Annotated in this window: 18 protein-coding genes and 1 tRNA gene; 4 read left to right on the forward strand and 15 right to left on the reverse strand. The window is 57.7% G+C overall.

Annotation, left to right across the window (positions count from 1 at the left end):
- The first annotated feature begins 659 nt into the window (after positions 1-659).
- Both I41_RS19210 and I41_RS27425 read left to right on the forward strand, forming a co-directional pair.
- The gene (locus I41_RS19210) at positions 660-1,289 is read left to right on the forward strand and encodes a hypothetical protein (protein ID WP_145434546.1); all 630 of its coding nucleotides are present in this window, start codon (positions 660-662) and stop codon (positions 1,287-1,289) included.
- Between the two features lie 856 nt (positions 1,290-2,145).
- Positions 2,146-2,292 (forward strand): hypothetical protein, encoded by a 147-nt coding sequence (locus I41_RS27425; protein ID WP_168207020.1) that lies wholly within the window; start codon positions 2,146-2,148, stop codon positions 2,290-2,292.
- 611 nt (positions 2,293-2,903) lie between these two features.
- On the opposite strand, the gene I41_RS19215 is transcribed toward I41_RS27425, so the two are convergent.
- The 4 genes from I41_RS19215 to I41_RS19225 all read right to left on the reverse strand — a co-directional run bounded on the left by I41_RS19215 (position 2,904) and on the right by I41_RS19225 (position 7,585).
- A complete protein-coding gene (locus tag I41_RS19215; RefSeq protein ID WP_145434547.1) occupies positions 2,904-3,713 on the reverse strand; it encodes an HNH endonuclease in 810 nt (269 codons plus the stop codon).
- Positions 3,714-3,775: 62 nt separating this feature from the next.
- Entirely contained in the window at positions 3,776-5,023 is a 1,248-nt protein-coding gene (locus tag I41_RS19220; protein ID WP_145434548.1) for a hypothetical protein, read from the reverse strand.
- 176 nt (positions 5,024-5,199) lie between these two features.
- Positions 5,200-5,331: a hypothetical protein gene (locus tag I41_RS28350; RefSeq protein WP_261342432.1), complete on the reverse strand. Its 132-nt coding sequence runs from the start codon at positions 5,329-5,331 to the stop codon at positions 5,200-5,202.
- A 583-nt stretch (positions 5,332-5,914) separates the two neighbouring features.
- The gene (locus I41_RS19225; RefSeq protein WP_145434549.1) at positions 5,915-7,585 is read right to left on the reverse strand and encodes an ELWxxDGT repeat protein; all 1,671 of its coding nucleotides are present in this window, start codon (positions 7,583-7,585) and stop codon (positions 5,915-5,917) included.
- A 341-nt stretch (positions 7,586-7,926) separates the two neighbouring features.
- Between I41_RS19225 and I41_RS27430 the strand changes: the two genes are divergently transcribed.
- Positions 7,927-8,079 (forward strand): hypothetical protein, encoded by a 153-nt coding sequence (locus I41_RS27430; RefSeq protein ID WP_168207021.1) that lies wholly within the window; start codon positions 7,927-7,929, stop codon positions 8,077-8,079.
- Between the two features lie 24 nt (positions 8,080-8,103).
- Positions 8,104-8,715 carry a hypothetical protein gene (locus tag I41_RS19230; protein WP_145434550.1) on the forward strand — a complete coding sequence of 204 codons (612 nt, stop codon included), beginning with the start codon at positions 8,104-8,106 and terminating at the stop codon, positions 8,713-8,715.
- Between the two features lie 6 nt (positions 8,716-8,721).
- Here the strand turns inward: I41_RS19230 and I41_RS19235 are convergent, their stop codons facing one another.
- From I41_RS19235 to I41_RS19275, 11 genes are all read right to left on the reverse strand, one after another.
- Positions 8,722-9,021, reverse strand: coding sequence for an outer membrane protein assembly factor BamE (locus tag I41_RS19235; RefSeq protein WP_145434551.1), 300 nt, complete (start codon positions 9,019-9,021; stop codon positions 8,722-8,724).
- Between the two features lie 14 nt (positions 9,022-9,035).
- Positions 9,036-9,269: a hypothetical protein gene (locus tag I41_RS19240; protein ID WP_145434552.1), complete on the reverse strand. Its 234-nt coding sequence runs from the start codon at positions 9,267-9,269 to the stop codon at positions 9,036-9,038.
- 82 nt (positions 9,270-9,351) lie between these two features.
- Positions 9,352-9,516, reverse strand: a complete 165-nt coding sequence (locus I41_RS27435) for a hypothetical protein (protein ID WP_168207022.1) — start codon at positions 9,514-9,516, stop codon at positions 9,352-9,354.
- An 805-nt stretch (positions 9,517-10,321) separates the two neighbouring features.
- Positions 10,322-10,564: a hypothetical protein gene (locus I41_RS27775; protein ID WP_210421004.1), complete on the reverse strand. Its 243-nt coding sequence runs from the start codon at positions 10,562-10,564 to the stop codon at positions 10,322-10,324.
- Between the two features lie 129 nt (positions 10,565-10,693).
- Entirely contained in the window at positions 10,694-12,061 is a 1,368-nt protein-coding gene (locus tag I41_RS19250; protein ID WP_145434554.1) for a DNA primase family protein, read from the reverse strand.
- The gene (locus tag I41_RS19255; RefSeq protein ID WP_145434555.1) at positions 12,058-12,387 is read right to left on the reverse strand and encodes a hypothetical protein; all 330 of its coding nucleotides are present in this window, start codon (positions 12,385-12,387) and stop codon (positions 12,058-12,060) included. Before I41_RS19255 ends, I41_RS19250 begins: the two co-directional genes overlap by 4 nt.
- A gap of 72 nt (positions 12,388-12,459) precedes the next feature.
- Positions 12,460-12,633 carry a hypothetical protein gene (locus I41_RS27440; protein WP_168207024.1) on the reverse strand — a complete coding sequence of 58 codons (174 nt, stop codon included), beginning with the start codon at positions 12,631-12,633 and terminating at the stop codon, positions 12,460-12,462.
- Positions 12,634-12,705: 72 nt separating this feature from the next.
- Entirely contained in the window at positions 12,706-12,996 is a 291-nt protein-coding gene (locus I41_RS19260) for a DUF1580 domain-containing protein (RefSeq protein ID WP_145434556.1), read from the reverse strand.
- 164 nt (positions 12,997-13,160) lie between these two features.
- On the reverse strand, positions 13,161-13,748 hold the full coding sequence (locus I41_RS19265) for a hypothetical protein (protein WP_145434557.1): 588 nt from the start codon (positions 13,746-13,748) through the stop codon (positions 13,161-13,163).
- A gap of 110 nt (positions 13,749-13,858) precedes the next feature.
- Complete coding sequence (locus I41_RS19270; protein WP_145434558.1) at positions 13,859-15,034, reverse strand: tyrosine-type recombinase/integrase; 1,176 nt, start codon at positions 15,032-15,034, stop codon at positions 13,859-13,861.
- Between the two features lie 123 nt (positions 15,035-15,157).
- Positions 15,158-15,230: transfer RNA gene (locus I41_RS19275), tRNA-Val, on the reverse strand.
- Between the last annotated feature and the right edge of the window lie 68 nt (positions 15,231-15,298).

Genomic DNA, 15,298 nt, shown 5'->3' on the forward strand with positions numbered 1-15,298 from the left:
TAGGGGCAGGGCAGGGCATTGCAAGCAATTGCACGCGATGGCGATAATTGTCGGGAAATAGCGGTACTCGGGTGGCGCACAGTGGGCGCAAACCGGTAAATACCGTTTTGTCAGAGCAGGGTTCAGGGGGCGAGGGATATGGGGAGCGACCATTTTCGTGCGATTGCGGCCATGCAGGGGCGGCTAAAGGCAGCCCGATGCCGGTTCTCTGAGGATGAATATGCCGATGCTCAGCGAGCCCTTGAGCAGCTGAGCAGTTACGAGCTTTCAACTCTTCAAGACATCGCCCCCAGCGCCGCAGGTGACAAATCTTGGGCGCCCATCACCGACTTCGTGGGCGACGACGACAGCCCTGATGACATGACGGCCGTTAGCGCCGCGGCCAGCCGCCTTGAAGCTATGGGGCTAATTGAGAGCGAGTCACCTGCAGCCGGGGACGAGGCCCGTATCGACCTTATGCGGTATCGAGCGACAGATCTGGGGCGCCGGTTTGTCAACGCCGTTCGAAGCGACTGAGGGAGAACATCGCCGCCGACTTATGTCAGGGATGCCATTGCTGGGTCTCCAACGGGTTAGGGGGAAATTGTTGACTCGAATCTCTGAACTGCTTATGCTGACGCACAGCTGACCGTGGGGGGAACAACACGGGAGCTAGACTAATGAGGCATCTTCTTATCGTTCTCTTTTTGCTGGGTATTTCCCCGGCCATGCCTGCTGGTGCCATTCCAATTCAGTATCAATTCACGATACAAACGGGGGCCTTTTCGCACCCTGCCAGCCACCCGCTTCGCAACGGCGCTACGCTCGAACTGGCATTTGTTTGGGATGCTGCGACTCTGGAGCCCACAGAATCCGGCCCATTCATCACGGGATGGCGTCCCCGTGATGCGGCGTCAACTGTCACAGTAGTAGGCACGAGTGCGAATGATGGCGTATATCAATTGACTCCAGCACCCAACACTAATTTCAAGTGGATTTTTTTTGACGATGTTGGCACGGGGTCTGACGACCAGATATTCTTCCCTCCAGTAGATTTCATCATTGGCGGCGTCAAAGTTGGTATTTCTCTCCCGATAGCCCGATTCGACAAAACTACGGTGAGTCGCGGAGGTTATATTTATCCCTTTGCTTTTGAGAATGGCGACGCGAAGTGGGGGCTCACAGGAGTGAGCGTTCCAGGCGGGGGCCGGCTTGTCAGTGGCTCGGCCACATTTGTGCCGGAGCCAATTGGCGGCGTTCTTATGACTTCCGCCCTCCTCTCCCTCGCCGCCCTCCGTCGCCGCAAATAACCCCGCCGCCCATGCCATGCAAGCTATCAGCTGTTCCATTGTTGTGTTGTCTGGCGCGTTAATGTGCTCTTCCGCAACGCTTGCCGGCTTCAACCCGATTTCGTTCATCCTCGGGCTTGGCGTGCTAATCATCGGCCTCTACGCTTGGGCGCTGACTTGCACCCGTCCGAACAAATAACCCCGCCGCCTGCCCGACTTCTGCTATTGCGGCTCTCTCTCTCCTTTCTGCGACTATCTCGCGCCCAATCCCCCCTGGGCTTATTACTGGTCGGCGTCCGTACTGGCGGCGCCGGCTGGCATTTTCAATTCAGGCGGAACGCCACGCCGGTCAGGGTCGTTGGGCAGTACACCCGACCGGCGTGGCCTCCATTTGCGTTACCGCCGCCGCCTGCCCGCGACGGGGCTTGCCCAAGGCTTGGACAATTGGGGATTCGCATCCCCAACTAGCGCCGCCGAGCCTTAAACGGCAGCACGTCACGCCACGCCGCCGCACTCTTGAACGGCTTCGGCGGGTCTCGTAGGTCCATCGTGCCGGGGTCTTCGGTCAGGGATGCCATGAATCCTCCAGGGTCAAATTAGTGTGCTACAGATTCGATGCTCCTGTCGGCGGCGGGCTCTGGTGAGTCTCCTTCCCAGTGCCCGCCGCCGTTCTTAATTGCTACCGGCAAGAATCCGGCACCGCGGCACAAGTACGCAGGATTTGTCAGGCACGGTGCGGGTGCCAAAACAATACTCCTTTGGTAGCTTCCGGGCGGCGCCGAGGCGTTGTTGTGTCGACCCTCAGCAAGTCGGCCCGCCCGGATCTTATAGGAGCCCCGCCTGCCCACGCGCGGGGTGAACCCGCTACACTGCATCTATGCGACGCATTTCGCTGCGACAAATGCTTGTGATCGTTACCGCGCTGACGCTGCTCGTCGGGCTTTTAACTTGGGTGGCACGATCCGTTGAAGCCGATGTGCAGCGCATCAATGCCGGCCGTGAGCGACTTCGAAGCTCAAACTAACCCCGCCGCCTGCCCGCGACGGAATTGGAAAGCACGCTGCACATCAGGCGCATGCTTCATCGCCTCCAATGTTTGCTTTTCCTGGCGAGAACTCGCCCCACGACCGCAAGGCAATCGGCGATCGCTTGCTTTAGTTAAGTGGACGGAAGCGCGCAGCTAACTAGACAACCATCAGCCAGCGTCAGTCAACGATCGCATCCAGAATGGCGCGGAAACGCCAAGCAAAGTGCCGCGACACGACGCCATCGGCCCCGAACGCGTGGTACGCTGAACGACGGCGGACGTTCTAGCACACGTCGGATGCAAATGAGCAATGCTCGCGAGAGGGGAACAACCTACCGGTCTTGCGGCGATCGACCGAGGTGTTGATTAGATCGCCCCGACCCCCAAGGGTTAATTCCAGAACTCAACACGCTGGCAGAAATTGTCTCGCAATCTGCGTTGGCGATTAGTGCCACGCTGCAAAACTTCTCCGACCAATGAAAGCGAAGCTCGGAGAGGCCGCGCGAACTTCCAGCGAGCTGATGACGAACGAAATCGCCTAGTCGGGCTCGTGCTCCGCCGAATGGAACGCCGCCTCTTTCGCTGCAATTTCATTTCGCAGACGTGAGTTAAAGGCGGCTGCATCCGACGCATAATGGCAACGTCGATGGCAGTTGGGACAGATCGCGGCGACGCGATCTGTTTTTGTCAGGACCACCGTCCGCCAAACGATCTATGTGATGAACTTCGAGAAAGGGAATGCCAGATGGCGTAGTAAAAGGCGCTTCGCTTCCGCAGGCTTCGCAAGTCCCGCTTGCGCGCAACCGTGCATAAAGAGCTACCTGAGCTGATCGATGATAGATCGTTTGAATTCGTTGTTTTGCTGTGCCTCCACTGTTACCGCTGCCTTTCAACGATTCGCGAAATTGATTCAAATCAACGTTCTGCGCGAATGGAAGTTCGGTCGTCGCGTAGTTTGCGGAGTCTTCAATGACCGGAAGCAGCTTAAAGATGATCGCCTTACGTGGATTCCCGTTCTTGTCTGGGCGATCTTCGAGTGTGTGATCGAAGTAACTAACTGCGTGCGAGTAACGCCACAAACCGTCTTTCCGTTGTACTCTCTCGAACAGCAGCACATCCCGCCCGTCGGCGACGTGATCTCGAATCGCACGATTCGCGATGGTCCACTGCATGTCGCCGACAGTTCCTTCGCCGCTGTACCAGTAGACTCCATCTTCATCGAAACCATCTTGATAGAACTGTTGTGCTGGTTCCTCCGTGTGAAATAGCAGCACAACCGGCTCTCGACTCGATGTGACGATGCCAGTCATCCGATTACCACCGAAACGATCATTCAGGTGTTTTCGGCGATAGATGGCGCCGAGTTCCAACGGACCTAATGCTGGAACCGTTTGGTACACAAGTTCATGTGGGGGCATGGGGTCATCCTGCCGAAGTTGCCGTTACTTTCACCCGCCGCACTGACCGCACGGCTTATCCGCTAGCGACAATCAAAATCGCGGGAGCGTCGACCGTGCGGCGTTGTCGCCGCCGAGCAAATGCCAACTAGAAAGAGAAGACCCGCAACAACCTGCAGCGCCGAAGATGGCTCGGGTACAACAGACGTTTCGAGTGAAGGCTGCGGCGCAAGACTCCTAAGAAACGCAAGATTTGTACTCCAGTCGGCGAGGTCAGAACTATCGTGAGTTGTCTCGAACCCTCGCTGCCAAATTAAGAAATCATTCCCGTCAGAATCACCGTCTTGATCGAAGTCGCCCGCAATGTCGAGTTCGGCGAGCCAGCCTTCAAATTTGCCGTTTGGATTCTTACCGGTGCCGACAATGGTGCGACCGTCTGCGGAAAGATAAGTTGAGTGTCCGGTCGTCATGTCCCAGCCGGTCATGTCGATGCCAGCGTCGGTGAGGAGGCTTTTTACCGACCTCGTGCCGCTAGCCGGCGTCCAGCGAAACGCCCCGTCGCCCCCCAAGTTTGGGTTGCCATAGCCCGATATGGCAATCTTGGCCGCCGAAACGTCAGTTGCGTAACCATTGGTCCATTGACCGAGACGCACCATCCCCGTTGCTTCGGTCCAGTACATTGGCAACTCGTTCTGTTGGCCTGGGCCGACAGCCCCCTTGCTCGTTCCGACGACAAAGCTTCCGTCCGCTGACACAGCTAATGCCTGACTGGAATAAGCCCAACCCGGTAGGTCGCCGAGCCATGTTCGGACTCCGCCTTCGTCCCTGAATCCCTCGTCGAAGCCGCTGCCGCCTACGACTACCTTTCCATCCCATGAAATATCCTCGCTAGTGCCTCCGTAGAACGTGCTATAGCTCGTAATGCCAATCACAATTGACCCATCGTAGGACGTAGCAACCGGCTCATACATTCTAGGCGGCAACAGAGTAATTCCCTCCGATTCAGTCCAGCGATACGGTTCTGAGCTGCCGGCAATCAAGTGGCCAATGACAACATTGCCATCAGGCGAGATCGCGTTCGCTGTACGAACCTGGGGCAAGTCAGGTCCTCCGGTGAGAAACTTCAATCCAGCTACGTCAGTCCAGAGAAAAGCCTTCTGTTCAGGGAAGTATGATCCCACAACCTTCGTGCCGTCGGCCGACACGCCTTCTACTACCATCGAAGCAGAACCGATTCCGGGAGGCAGGCCGAGCGGTAAGAACCTGGCCGCCTGGCCGACGGTGGTGAGAAGGAGCGTACATAGGGTGAAGGACGTTAGCGTCTTCATCATGGAAGCCTCGAAGAGAAGCCTAAAAAACTGGTGCTGAAAGCGACTCCGCTGCGAATTTGCGGAGCAAAACGCGCAGGCGTGTGATTGCCGGTTGCGACCAGCTTGGCGTTCAAGGTACATTGGATACGAGTCTAATGCGACCTTTTTATAGCCACAAAGGCCATCTTTCTTGCTCATTACGCTATGAGACTCGGCCGCCGCTTCACGCTCCGCTCGGCGATCATCGCCACGACGATCGTGGCTGGGCGGCTGGGGATGTCGGTCGTGTTGTAGGATGTTTCCGCGCCGGCGGTTTGAATGCCGGGCATGAGCAGTGCGCCGAATGACAAGAGCCGGCACTGCAGAGTGAACCGTAATTCATGATCGGATCGACGGCGGCAATGTGCCGGTTACTTGCCGGTTGATCTGGCACGCTTTGAAAGCCTCAGACGTAAGTCACGGCAGGTGTGTCGTTCTGTTAGTGTAAAAGATCGGGAACACGTCGGGAGTCGAGCAACCTCGGTCTGTTGACGACACGCCAAACGTTGCCAGCGAGGGAGGGGGGGCTACATACGACTCGCGAATGAGATCGATCAGGGGGTGCGGTAAACTCTCTGCACAGCCGTGGGACCCCCGGCATGCTTCGCCGATGCGGAGACTACTCTCACGGTTCCCAACACGCGAAGGGGCGGGAGGCGTTTCAAAATCTCCGAGCAAGGCAAAAGGGGACCCTATTGATGGACCGTCCGAAAACGCCTGCCGTCGCCACTCGATCCCCCATGCTCACCTACGTCCGCTAGGCCGTGGCGCCGTTTGCTTCGCGGCAAGCGTTGGCTGTTTGCCGTTGTGGTGGCGGAGCGAATTCACACCAGCCTACGAATATCAGCAAGGCTTCCAATTTGATCAAAGGCTCTAGAAGCTACGATGGATACGGACTTTGCCGCGCATGCAGATATGGTTGACATCAGAGTCGACCGTGAAAAGTGCAGTAAAGTCGCCGCTTGAGAAGAGTGAGTCCGTGGCTAGTCTACTCGTCCTTGCGGCGTCTTCCGTTTCGGATTGCGTAAGCATTGCGCCGATTGGCGCAATGGCGTCTTGCCAGACTTGTAAGTCCATAGAATCTACCAGCCCGTCTCCGTTCCCATCTGCTCCTTCGCCATTGGGCGTCGCACTTGTGCCAAATGCACGCTGCCATGCAAGAAAATCCGCGCCATCAACAATGCCATTTGACGTGTAGTCGCCAAGCGGGGCCGGACGAAGCGACCACAGCTCCGGTCCATGCGTGCCATCATTCGCCGTAAAGAACAGCTTTCCAGCGACGTTGACTAGACTGCGTGGGTCGGACCCTTCATTGCCAGGCCGAATCTCACCGACCTGGACAGTCCCAGCTTCGGTGCCATCAGTTTTCCACACTTCGGCATTTCTGGTCGCTCGATTGTCGCCGTCCGCACGGAAGTACAACGTGCCATCGACGTTGGTCAGATTGGAAATGCGCGACCCACTCCAACTTGGCATCAAATCTCGTACTTTGACAGTGCCTGCAGCAGTGCCATCCGACTTCCACAACTCGTCATTGAAGTAATCGTCGTTGGCCACGAAGTACAGTGTGCCTGAGACATTCGTCAATTGTCGTGGGTTTGAATCGTAGGAACCGGGAAAGACATCGCTCACTCTCACAGTCCCTGCTGGGGTGCCGTTGCTTTTCCAGAGTTCGATGCCTGTGATTGAATCTTCTTTCGTGAAGAACAGGGTTCCCCCAACGTTTATCAAATTATCTTGACCTGCCAAGCCATGAGTAGAAGCGTCAAGCTTGGTGAGCGTGATGGAGTCTTGTTTCCACAATCCATCCAAGTCCGCGAAGTACAATACGCCGTTGACATTCGTAATCTGCGACGGATTGTTTGCAGGTATCGATAAGGGTACTGTGCCAGCCGAACTTCCGTCGGTACGCCACAGCCCATCACGTCGCGAAGTATTCGTAATCGACGTTGCTATAAAGTACGTGAATCCATCTATCTCCGTAAGCTGTCTAGGGTCTGTGATGCCATGGCGTATATACAGGTCCTCGATTCTGTATGTGCCAGCCGAAGTTCCGTCGCTCCGCCAAAGCGAGTTAAGGTGCGTTTCATCGTACACCGCGAACAGCAGAAGTCCGCTGTGGTTAAACAGGGTTTGGTTAAAGCTAAAGTCGAGTCCGGGCGTGGAGTTCGTAACCATCACCGTGCCAGCTTCGTTTCCGTCGCTCTTCCATAGCTGGTAACCATGCGCGCCGTCGTTCGCCATGAAGTAAAGAACCCCGCTGACGTTGACGAGCCGGGAGGCAGTATTCAACCCGCTACCGTTCGGATTGATATCCTTAACGAGAAGCGTGCCTTCCGCTGTACCGTCGGATTTCCACAATTCATTCCCGTGCTGGCTATCGCTCGCAGTAAAGAAAACGTGGTCTCCCACTTCGGTGAGCACGCGTGGACCATTGTCGACGTTTTCGCCATTAAGGTCATCAACGTCTGCGACTAGATATGGAACGGCGCTGAACGCGAGGCGGTTTTCAAGCGTCTCAAATCTCAACGTATTCGCAAACACTGCCCACTCCGCGTGGTATTGGTCGGTAGCTCATTGGGCTGGATAAAGCACACATGGACATGCTATCTGCGGTGAGCTGTCGCTGCAAACGCGAACGTTCCGCATGAAATTAGCGACGCCCGTTTGTGCCTCGCTCTAAACCATACCGAGTCGTCACGTCGTCCATACTGCGGTCGGCACTAGTTGGGATGACGATCATCGGTTCGTGATTGCGAATGGCAGTGATTCTGTAGGAAGCTCCCGCGGCGGCGGATAGAATGCAGGGCATGGGAATGACCTGGACGCGCCTCTTGAATCTAGCCTTAGTCACTGTCTTATTGTGCTCTACCGCTGAGCGGGGCATGACAGCTTACAGTGAACAATCGCTCGAAGGCGGCCTTCAAACAGTGATCTTTGCCGCGACGACAATCTATTGGGCCTATCGGGCAGTGACCGACAAGCCTGACCCCGGCCGGGAGGCTGGGAGCGGTTGTAGTGAGAACACCCCCAAGTAAAGCAACTTCATCCACGGTCACTTTATGAAACAAACCGTCTTACTCGCGGCGTTCATCGCAACAGCGTTTTTCCGCCCGGTCGTCGCCGCCGAGTTCGTGGTAAAGCCTAACATTTCCCCCAACAACGTTTATAGCTTCTACGTCGATGGCGGCAATTTCAACGGGTCTTTCGATGCTATTTTTTTCCAAGCGAAGAGCTATCTGGGATCTTTCATCAATGCAAACAGCGGTGCCTCCGCGGGCGTCCCCCGTCCACCGGGGGATCTCTTCACCTACCCGAACCGGATGTTGACAGCCGATCCGCTGGATTTTCCGGGCGGCCTAGCCCTCACGCAAGTTGGCTTGATTAACAATGGCCAAGAGTTGTCGTTCACCGTTGGTAAGCTTGGCGGTACGATCACGACTGCCGCTGAGCCCGGCGGCGACTTGTTCCTTGGGAACGTGATGATGAGTAGCGGAGGCGGTTTTTCCTACCAGATTCAACTCATATCAGCGGGAAATGTCCTCTATGATACGGGCATCAATACCATTCCGCTCACAGATCCAACGTTTCCCGAACCGAGTGGCTTGGTGATCGCCGCGGTGGGGATGGTCGGCCTCCTCTCCTCACGCCGCCTTCGCCGCCCGCAAGGATGAGAGGCTTCACGGCAGGACGGTCTCGTGGTCGTACCCCACGAGTTCCCCGTTCTCGTTAAATCCAATCCCCAACCAGCCAGGGTTCATTGGCTTCTCGTAGAGCCAATAGCCTTCGTCGATGCTTGTCGGCTGTCCTAACAAGCGTTTGACCTCTTTGGCTTTCATCCCCGGCCGCAGCTGCGCGATGGCGCTTGTTGGCACGACGGAGCCGACGACTGAGTGAATAAGTTGACCGGCCCAGAAGAAGACCGCCGCGACTGCCATCGCAAGGAAGAGCCGGCGGAGAGTGAAGCGGGGGCGGGGCATAGAGATAGATTGTATCACTCGCCAAAGTTGGCCAGCCGCGCCGGACGATGCGGGAACTGCTCGTCCATCATCATCGGCGGCCAGCCATACTTGGCTGCCAGTTTCTCTAGTTCGGCCTGCGCTTCCTCTCGCGTCACGGCGAGCCGATAGTTCTCGGCGATGTTCCCACCGGTATAGGCCACGAATTGAAACTCGCCGGCCGTCTCCGTCGGGCTGCACACGGCGGCGTTGATGAACATTCTTTGCATGCAATGAATTTCGCTGGGGCGAAGCGGGTAAACCTTCCGTCGGTGGGTACTGTCCTAACAGCGTGTTGCTAGGACAGTTTTTCTAATTGCCCTGGAGGTAGAGGGGTGCGCTGAGCGCAGCGCCAATTAGCAGCAAGACTAGCAGCGAAACGACTTGAACCCACCTGGCTTTAGGCGTCTTGGCCCAATGCGGAGTGACGCCACCGAAGCTCATTAGGTAGCCGACGAATCCCCATAAGTCTTTCATGCCCCTCAGTGTAGCGGGTGGGGGCTGAAGAAAACGACCGCACCAGCTGCCCCGTAACGCGCCTTCGCAGGCCGCCGAAGGGAATCTACCAGCAACCACTGGGACGCATTAGCGTGGCGCTGAGGGCCGCAGAGCGTGAGGTTGTACGGGGACGCGGAGACTACTCGAACAGTTCCCACGGCATGAGGGGGCGGGGGGCGATTAAAAAATTCTCAACCGGGCAAAAGGGGACCCACGAAACCACGCCCGACCAAGCGCACAAATTGCGGCGACCGGTCCGTCTGCCCATCCAGCGATCGGCACGCACTTCACGCCCGCGCCGGGAGTCGTTCTCGCGCGGCGCGGGCTAAAGTCAAGTTGTCAAAGATCGCGAGTCGAAAACTACCGCAAATCAAATCGCAGTCGAACGTCTCGCCTCATCGGCGCCAAGCCGCACGGTGCAGCAATGCCCTAGAAGGCCCCTAGTTGGCGCGCTGCTGCGTTATAAGGTTATCTTGACTCTTTACGCTTGAGACGCCGCGGCGCGCGCCCTGGTGGCTCGTAGGGCCTGCCGTGAGGCATCCTTCGTGGCGCGCCGTTCTGGCGAGACCTTGGACGTGCTTGGAAGCAGGTCGCTTCATCGTTTTCGTAACTCTCTCCGGGTTAGAGCCAATTGGCCCCTCTCGCGTATGAGGCCGGATGCGGCCGTTCATTTGTTAAATTAACCGGCTTTCTGATCGATTGGGGTTTCGTTTCACTCCGAGACTTGTCCGTCAAATGGCAGACGTAGCAACCTTCCCCATTGCTGACAGCGAAACTAAGCCCCCTATGTGAAACTCGCGACAAATTGTGCGCACTTAGCGTTATGGTTTTGGAACTCACCGCTCTGGAAACTGACCGTCCCCCCGGGGTCATTCGCCGCCACAGCCGCCGCATGAGCCGCTCCTGCGTCATCGAACACAACGGACCTGCCGATGTCGATGCCACGACGGATGCCTTCCACGCGAGCCAGCAGCCGCTCGATGCGGTCGCGAACGCTGTGGTCAAAGGTGAGTTGTTGCTGGGTCATTGGGTTTCCTTTCCGACCGGTGTGAACACTGTGAACAGTTTGCACCCACTTTCCGGTTAATTTCTATTTATTTCTCTCGTATAGGGACTAATAGGGGAAAGTGTTCACACTGTTCACACTGTTCACACATCAAATAACCAGCCCGAATCCGCCATATCTGTAGCCATCTCGGGTCTTACTTTTGGTGAACAGTTTTTCCAAAATGCGGCGTCCGAAGGCTGTTTGGTTCACCGCACGCTCATTCAACCGCTCACACCACGCCCGATAGTCTCCGAACGCCTCACTCGCTTTGCAGCCGGCGTGCTCGGCAACTAGGCATCGTTCATCGAACCAGCGAGCGAACGAATCCGACTCGGCGCGATACTCGCTCGTGGCTTCCACAACGCACGCTGGCGCCTTCAATCCGTCTCGTCGCCACGCCAGGCAACCGTCAACGCACCACCGCAAGATTGAGCCGAGTTCCTTCCGCAGCTTTTGCTGGAGTTGGTTGTCTTGGCGAGCCTCGTCGATCGTCACGCTGAACGGGATCAGCAGTAGCCGACGCCAGATGCCGTGGTCAGTGCCACGAACGACAGGCCGGTGGTTGGTGGTCAACAGCACTTGATGCGATGGCTTAAACTCCCAAAAGTTCTCACGCATCCTGCGAGCCTTGATGGTGTCGCCGCCGCATAGCTCTTTGACTAGCGGCTCGTTCAACCGGGCTCCGTCCGCCGTCTCGCTGATGCAAACAAGTCGCTTGCCGTGCAGGTCGGCCAATTCGCACGGATGCCGTTCGCCCCGGCTTTGCATGAGCAGCCCCGCCGGAGCCTTGCAGGCGTACTCGCCGAACGCCGTCAACAGCGTCTCGGTGAACACGCTTTTCCCGTTGCTCCCGTTGCCGTACAGAATGGGCAACCGGTGCTCCATCACGAGTCCGGGCATCGCCGAGCCAATCAGCCGCCTGATGAACGCGATAAGCTCGACGTTGCTGGCGAATATCCGGTCGAGAAACTCCAGCCACAGCACTGGCTCGCTTCCCGCTTCGGTCGGATAAATCAGGCAGGTCGACTTGGTAATCAGGTCGGCGCTGTCGTGCTTCCGCAATTCGCCGGTTCGCAGGTCCACCGTTCCGTTGATGCAATTCAAATCCCAAGGGTCGGCGTCCAGCTTGTCGACGGTTATCGGCAACGGGCGTTCACTCTTCGCCAGTTCGACCATCGACTCCAGCCGGGCCCGTGAGTGTGAAAGCCTCGCCCAGTTCGCCAGCGACTTCTGCAACGAATCTGAGCCACAGACGGCAGCCTCAGAGTAGATGCTCGACGCGGTTTGCTTCGCGTATCGCATCACCACGCCGTTGTCGTCAGCCCGCCAACGAACGCCGTCGAACCGCAGCCACGAGTTCCAACCGTGGACGTAGCGAAGATGGCGCCCGTGCTGTTCGGCGAACCGAGCAGCGTTGGAAACGTCATTGCAAACGTCGCGTTGGATGGCTTCTAGTTGTTGGATACGCACGCTCATGCAACCGCCCCCCGTTCGTCTTCGGCGATGCGGTCCACTTGCGACAACGCCCGCCGCTTTGCCCGTGCGTATAACGCGACAGTCGCTGCCAGCGGTGCTATGAACGCATTGCCGCGAAGCTTGGAGCGGTCAAAGAGATGGCGGAACCGGAGCGGTATCGAGCACTCCAGGCATTGCTCCGCAAGGTCTTCTAAACCGCAAGTGTCTGGTTGCGGAATCTTGGCAACGTGAATGTCGATGTTCCGTTCAGCGAAAAATTCGACGTAGTTGCCGTTACAGACGGCGAGAACCTGTTGCCGCTGTAGTGGTTTCTGTGGATACTCCATTTGCTCGCTCTCCAGAATTGCGGGGGCCGGTCGCCGCGGTGGCCAAACTTTGGCGACCGGCTTCCCCGTGGTTCACTCTTCCCCGATGCTGCCCGGGTCGATGGCGTGGTGGTCACTGCCGCTATCTCGTTGCTTGTCGAGATAGCCCGCCAGCCGATGCAACTCTCGCAACGCCGCCGTGCGAATCTCCGCGACGGGGTGAGCCGCTAGCTCGACCACGCTCTGCCAAGTGGGGGTAACGTCCATAGTTTCTCCAGGGGTGCGACCGACATAGAAACGCCCATACGCTGGTCGCGGTGCGACGGGGCGATGAGTGACCTAGACGCCGGCCTTGGCTAGCTCGGCTTCGGCCTTGCGAATTGCCGCTTCACGCTGGCGATTGGTGCGGGGTCCGGGAGCGGTGACGCCAGTGGCGGCGGCGGTGGAGCGTTCTACGAACCGCTGGAACGCCTCTTGAGTGGTGTAGCGGCGTCCACCGATGCTGAAGGTTTCCAACACGACGCCTTTGACGCCGCGGTTTGACCATCGCCACGGAGTGGGAACAGAGACGCCCTCCTGCCGGGCGAGTTCAGTGAGTGAGAGCCGACGCTCTTTAAGAAAATCGACCATTATATCCTCGCAATTGGTGATGAAGTGAATCACACAATTGCAAAACTAGTCGGTCGATATCAGTGTCGTCGAACCCGGAAAGCACGCTCTCTGTAAGTCGTTATTAGTAAGGCCATTACGGAGAGCGTGTATGGTCCCGGAAGCGGTAGAGCGTGTATGACATGTCAGGAAGTCAGACGTTTTAGCTCAGCTTTGTGCTCCTTGCTGAGCCAACTTGTGTCGTATTTGCCGAGTAAGAGCCGACTAATAGCCTGGTTGGTCGCCCCTTCCGTTCTCTGTTGGGCCTGCTGCTTCAATCGGGGGATGTTGCGTTCGCCGTCCAGGTACGCCTCGATTAACTTCTTGATTTTCGGTCCCGCCTTGATGGGGGGTCGGTCAACTGACTCGCCCGCCGGCTCGCCCTGGGCAGCCAGTGCCGCGTCGATCAGAAGTTCCTTCGTTGGCCACCATCGCCACAGTAGCTTATCGACTTCCACAACGGGAACTCGAAAGGCGCTCATGCAGCCGAGGGGGTCTTTTGCTTGGATGGCCCGCATCAAGTCCAGCATGGGGGTCGGATCGTGCGGGGTTTTCTCCGTCATCCACGCAGCTAGTTGCAAGCCGAGAGTTGAGAGCCGCGGTGGTAAGTCGGGGGCGAGTTCGCTGTCCCAGAAGTTGGCGACGATGGTCTCGAAATCTTCGAGAGCTTCGAAGAACTCTGTCCAGTTGGTGATCTTGCCGACACGCGGCGAAGCATTGGATTGGGGAACCATCAGAATTGCCTTACCTTTCCGCCGAGCGACCAGCCGGCGCCGCAGCGGTAAGGTACTGCGACGCCGGCGGGTCTGGCGGGGAGCTACCCCGCGAACTCGACAATGAGAATTTAACCGATACGCTTCGCCACTTCCAAACCCTTCGCCAAATCACGCTCGGCGTAAACCTGGGTCACGTCCGCTTTGGAATGGCCCAGAACTATCTGCGCGGCTTCCAGTCCGAATTCGCGACGGACTTCGGTCGCCGCGGCGTGGCGCAACTGGTTGGGTGACCAATGCTCGATACGGGCCTTGATACAGGCGCGAGTGATTGCCACAGCGTAGGAGCCAGTCTTGAAGCGGCCACCCGGTTTCCGCGCGGGCTTCCGCTTGCGATTTGTGCCGGCCCGATTGCCGCACGACAGTGGCGTCTTTCTGGCCGCCGCCCGCTGCTCGCGCCACCATGCGGCAGATTCGCCGGGGGAGAAACAGCAGTCGATTGCATCCCGCAGCAGGTAGGGACGGAGAATGTCTTGAGCCTGCGGGCCAATGAAAATGGTTCGGTCCTTCCCGAAATGGGCCGTTTTGTGCTCGGCAGGCTTAGCCGTCCACACCTCGCCGGAGCGATCGACGTCGCAAGGACGCAGCTTGCAAACCTCCCCGGGTCGCGCACCTGTCAGCAGTTGGAATCGAACCATTGCAGCCACGATGGGCGACAGATGGGGCAGGGTGGCTTCGACGATTTTTGGCTCGACCGGCCTCACTGGCTCCGTCTCTCGCAGCGTCGTTCGTCCCTTGCGTAATCCTGGGATGATCGCCAGCGTTTGAGCAACATTGGCGGGGATCTTTCCTTCGGCGGCGCCCCAGCGGAAGATCGCAACCATCCTGCTCATCAACTCGTTGACGTGACCGCGGCTGTGGTCCTCTGCGATGATCGCTTGTCGAACTGCCTTGAACTGGACCACGCCGAACTCAGCCGCCGGCGTTCGACCATATAGGGCCTTCAGAGGCCGCGCAACGCGTTTCATCGTCGCGAAGGTGCCGTGTGTCCTGTCGCCGTAGTACTCCTTGGCGAACAGCAGGTAGTCGGCGACGAGCTCGACGATGGTCAGTTCGGGCTGCGCGGCGCCGAACGAAGCAGACCTCCCCGATGACAGCCACTCAGTGACGAGGCGATCATATTCGAGCTTGCTTGACTTAGAGTTGTGTGGACCGAGATAGTGATCGCGACCATTGATGGTGACGATCGCCTGCCCACTAGCGCGATGCTTCCGATACTTCGGAACAGCTTGAATTAGACGTGGCACGTGCGAATCTCCCGAGCTTCGAACGCCAAAACGGTATTTACCGTTTTGCGCTCTTGGGAAATGCCGCACTGCCAAACGTTGGCAGGTGTCAGAAACTCATGACCGGCTAAGACTTACATTGAGTGGGCGATGAGGGGCTCGAACCCCCGACATTCACGGTGTAAGCGTGACGCTCTACCAACTGAGCTAATCGCCCCGGCGACGCGCCGCCTGCGGGCGGCCGATCTTGCGATCGTAGTTCGCGGGGCAGGGGGGTGTCAATTG

The sequence above is a fragment of the Lacipirellula limnantheis genome, from assembly GCF_007746075.1.
Taxonomy (GTDB): domain Bacteria; phylum Planctomycetota; class Planctomycetia; order Pirellulales; family Lacipirellulaceae; genus Lacipirellula; species Lacipirellula limnantheis.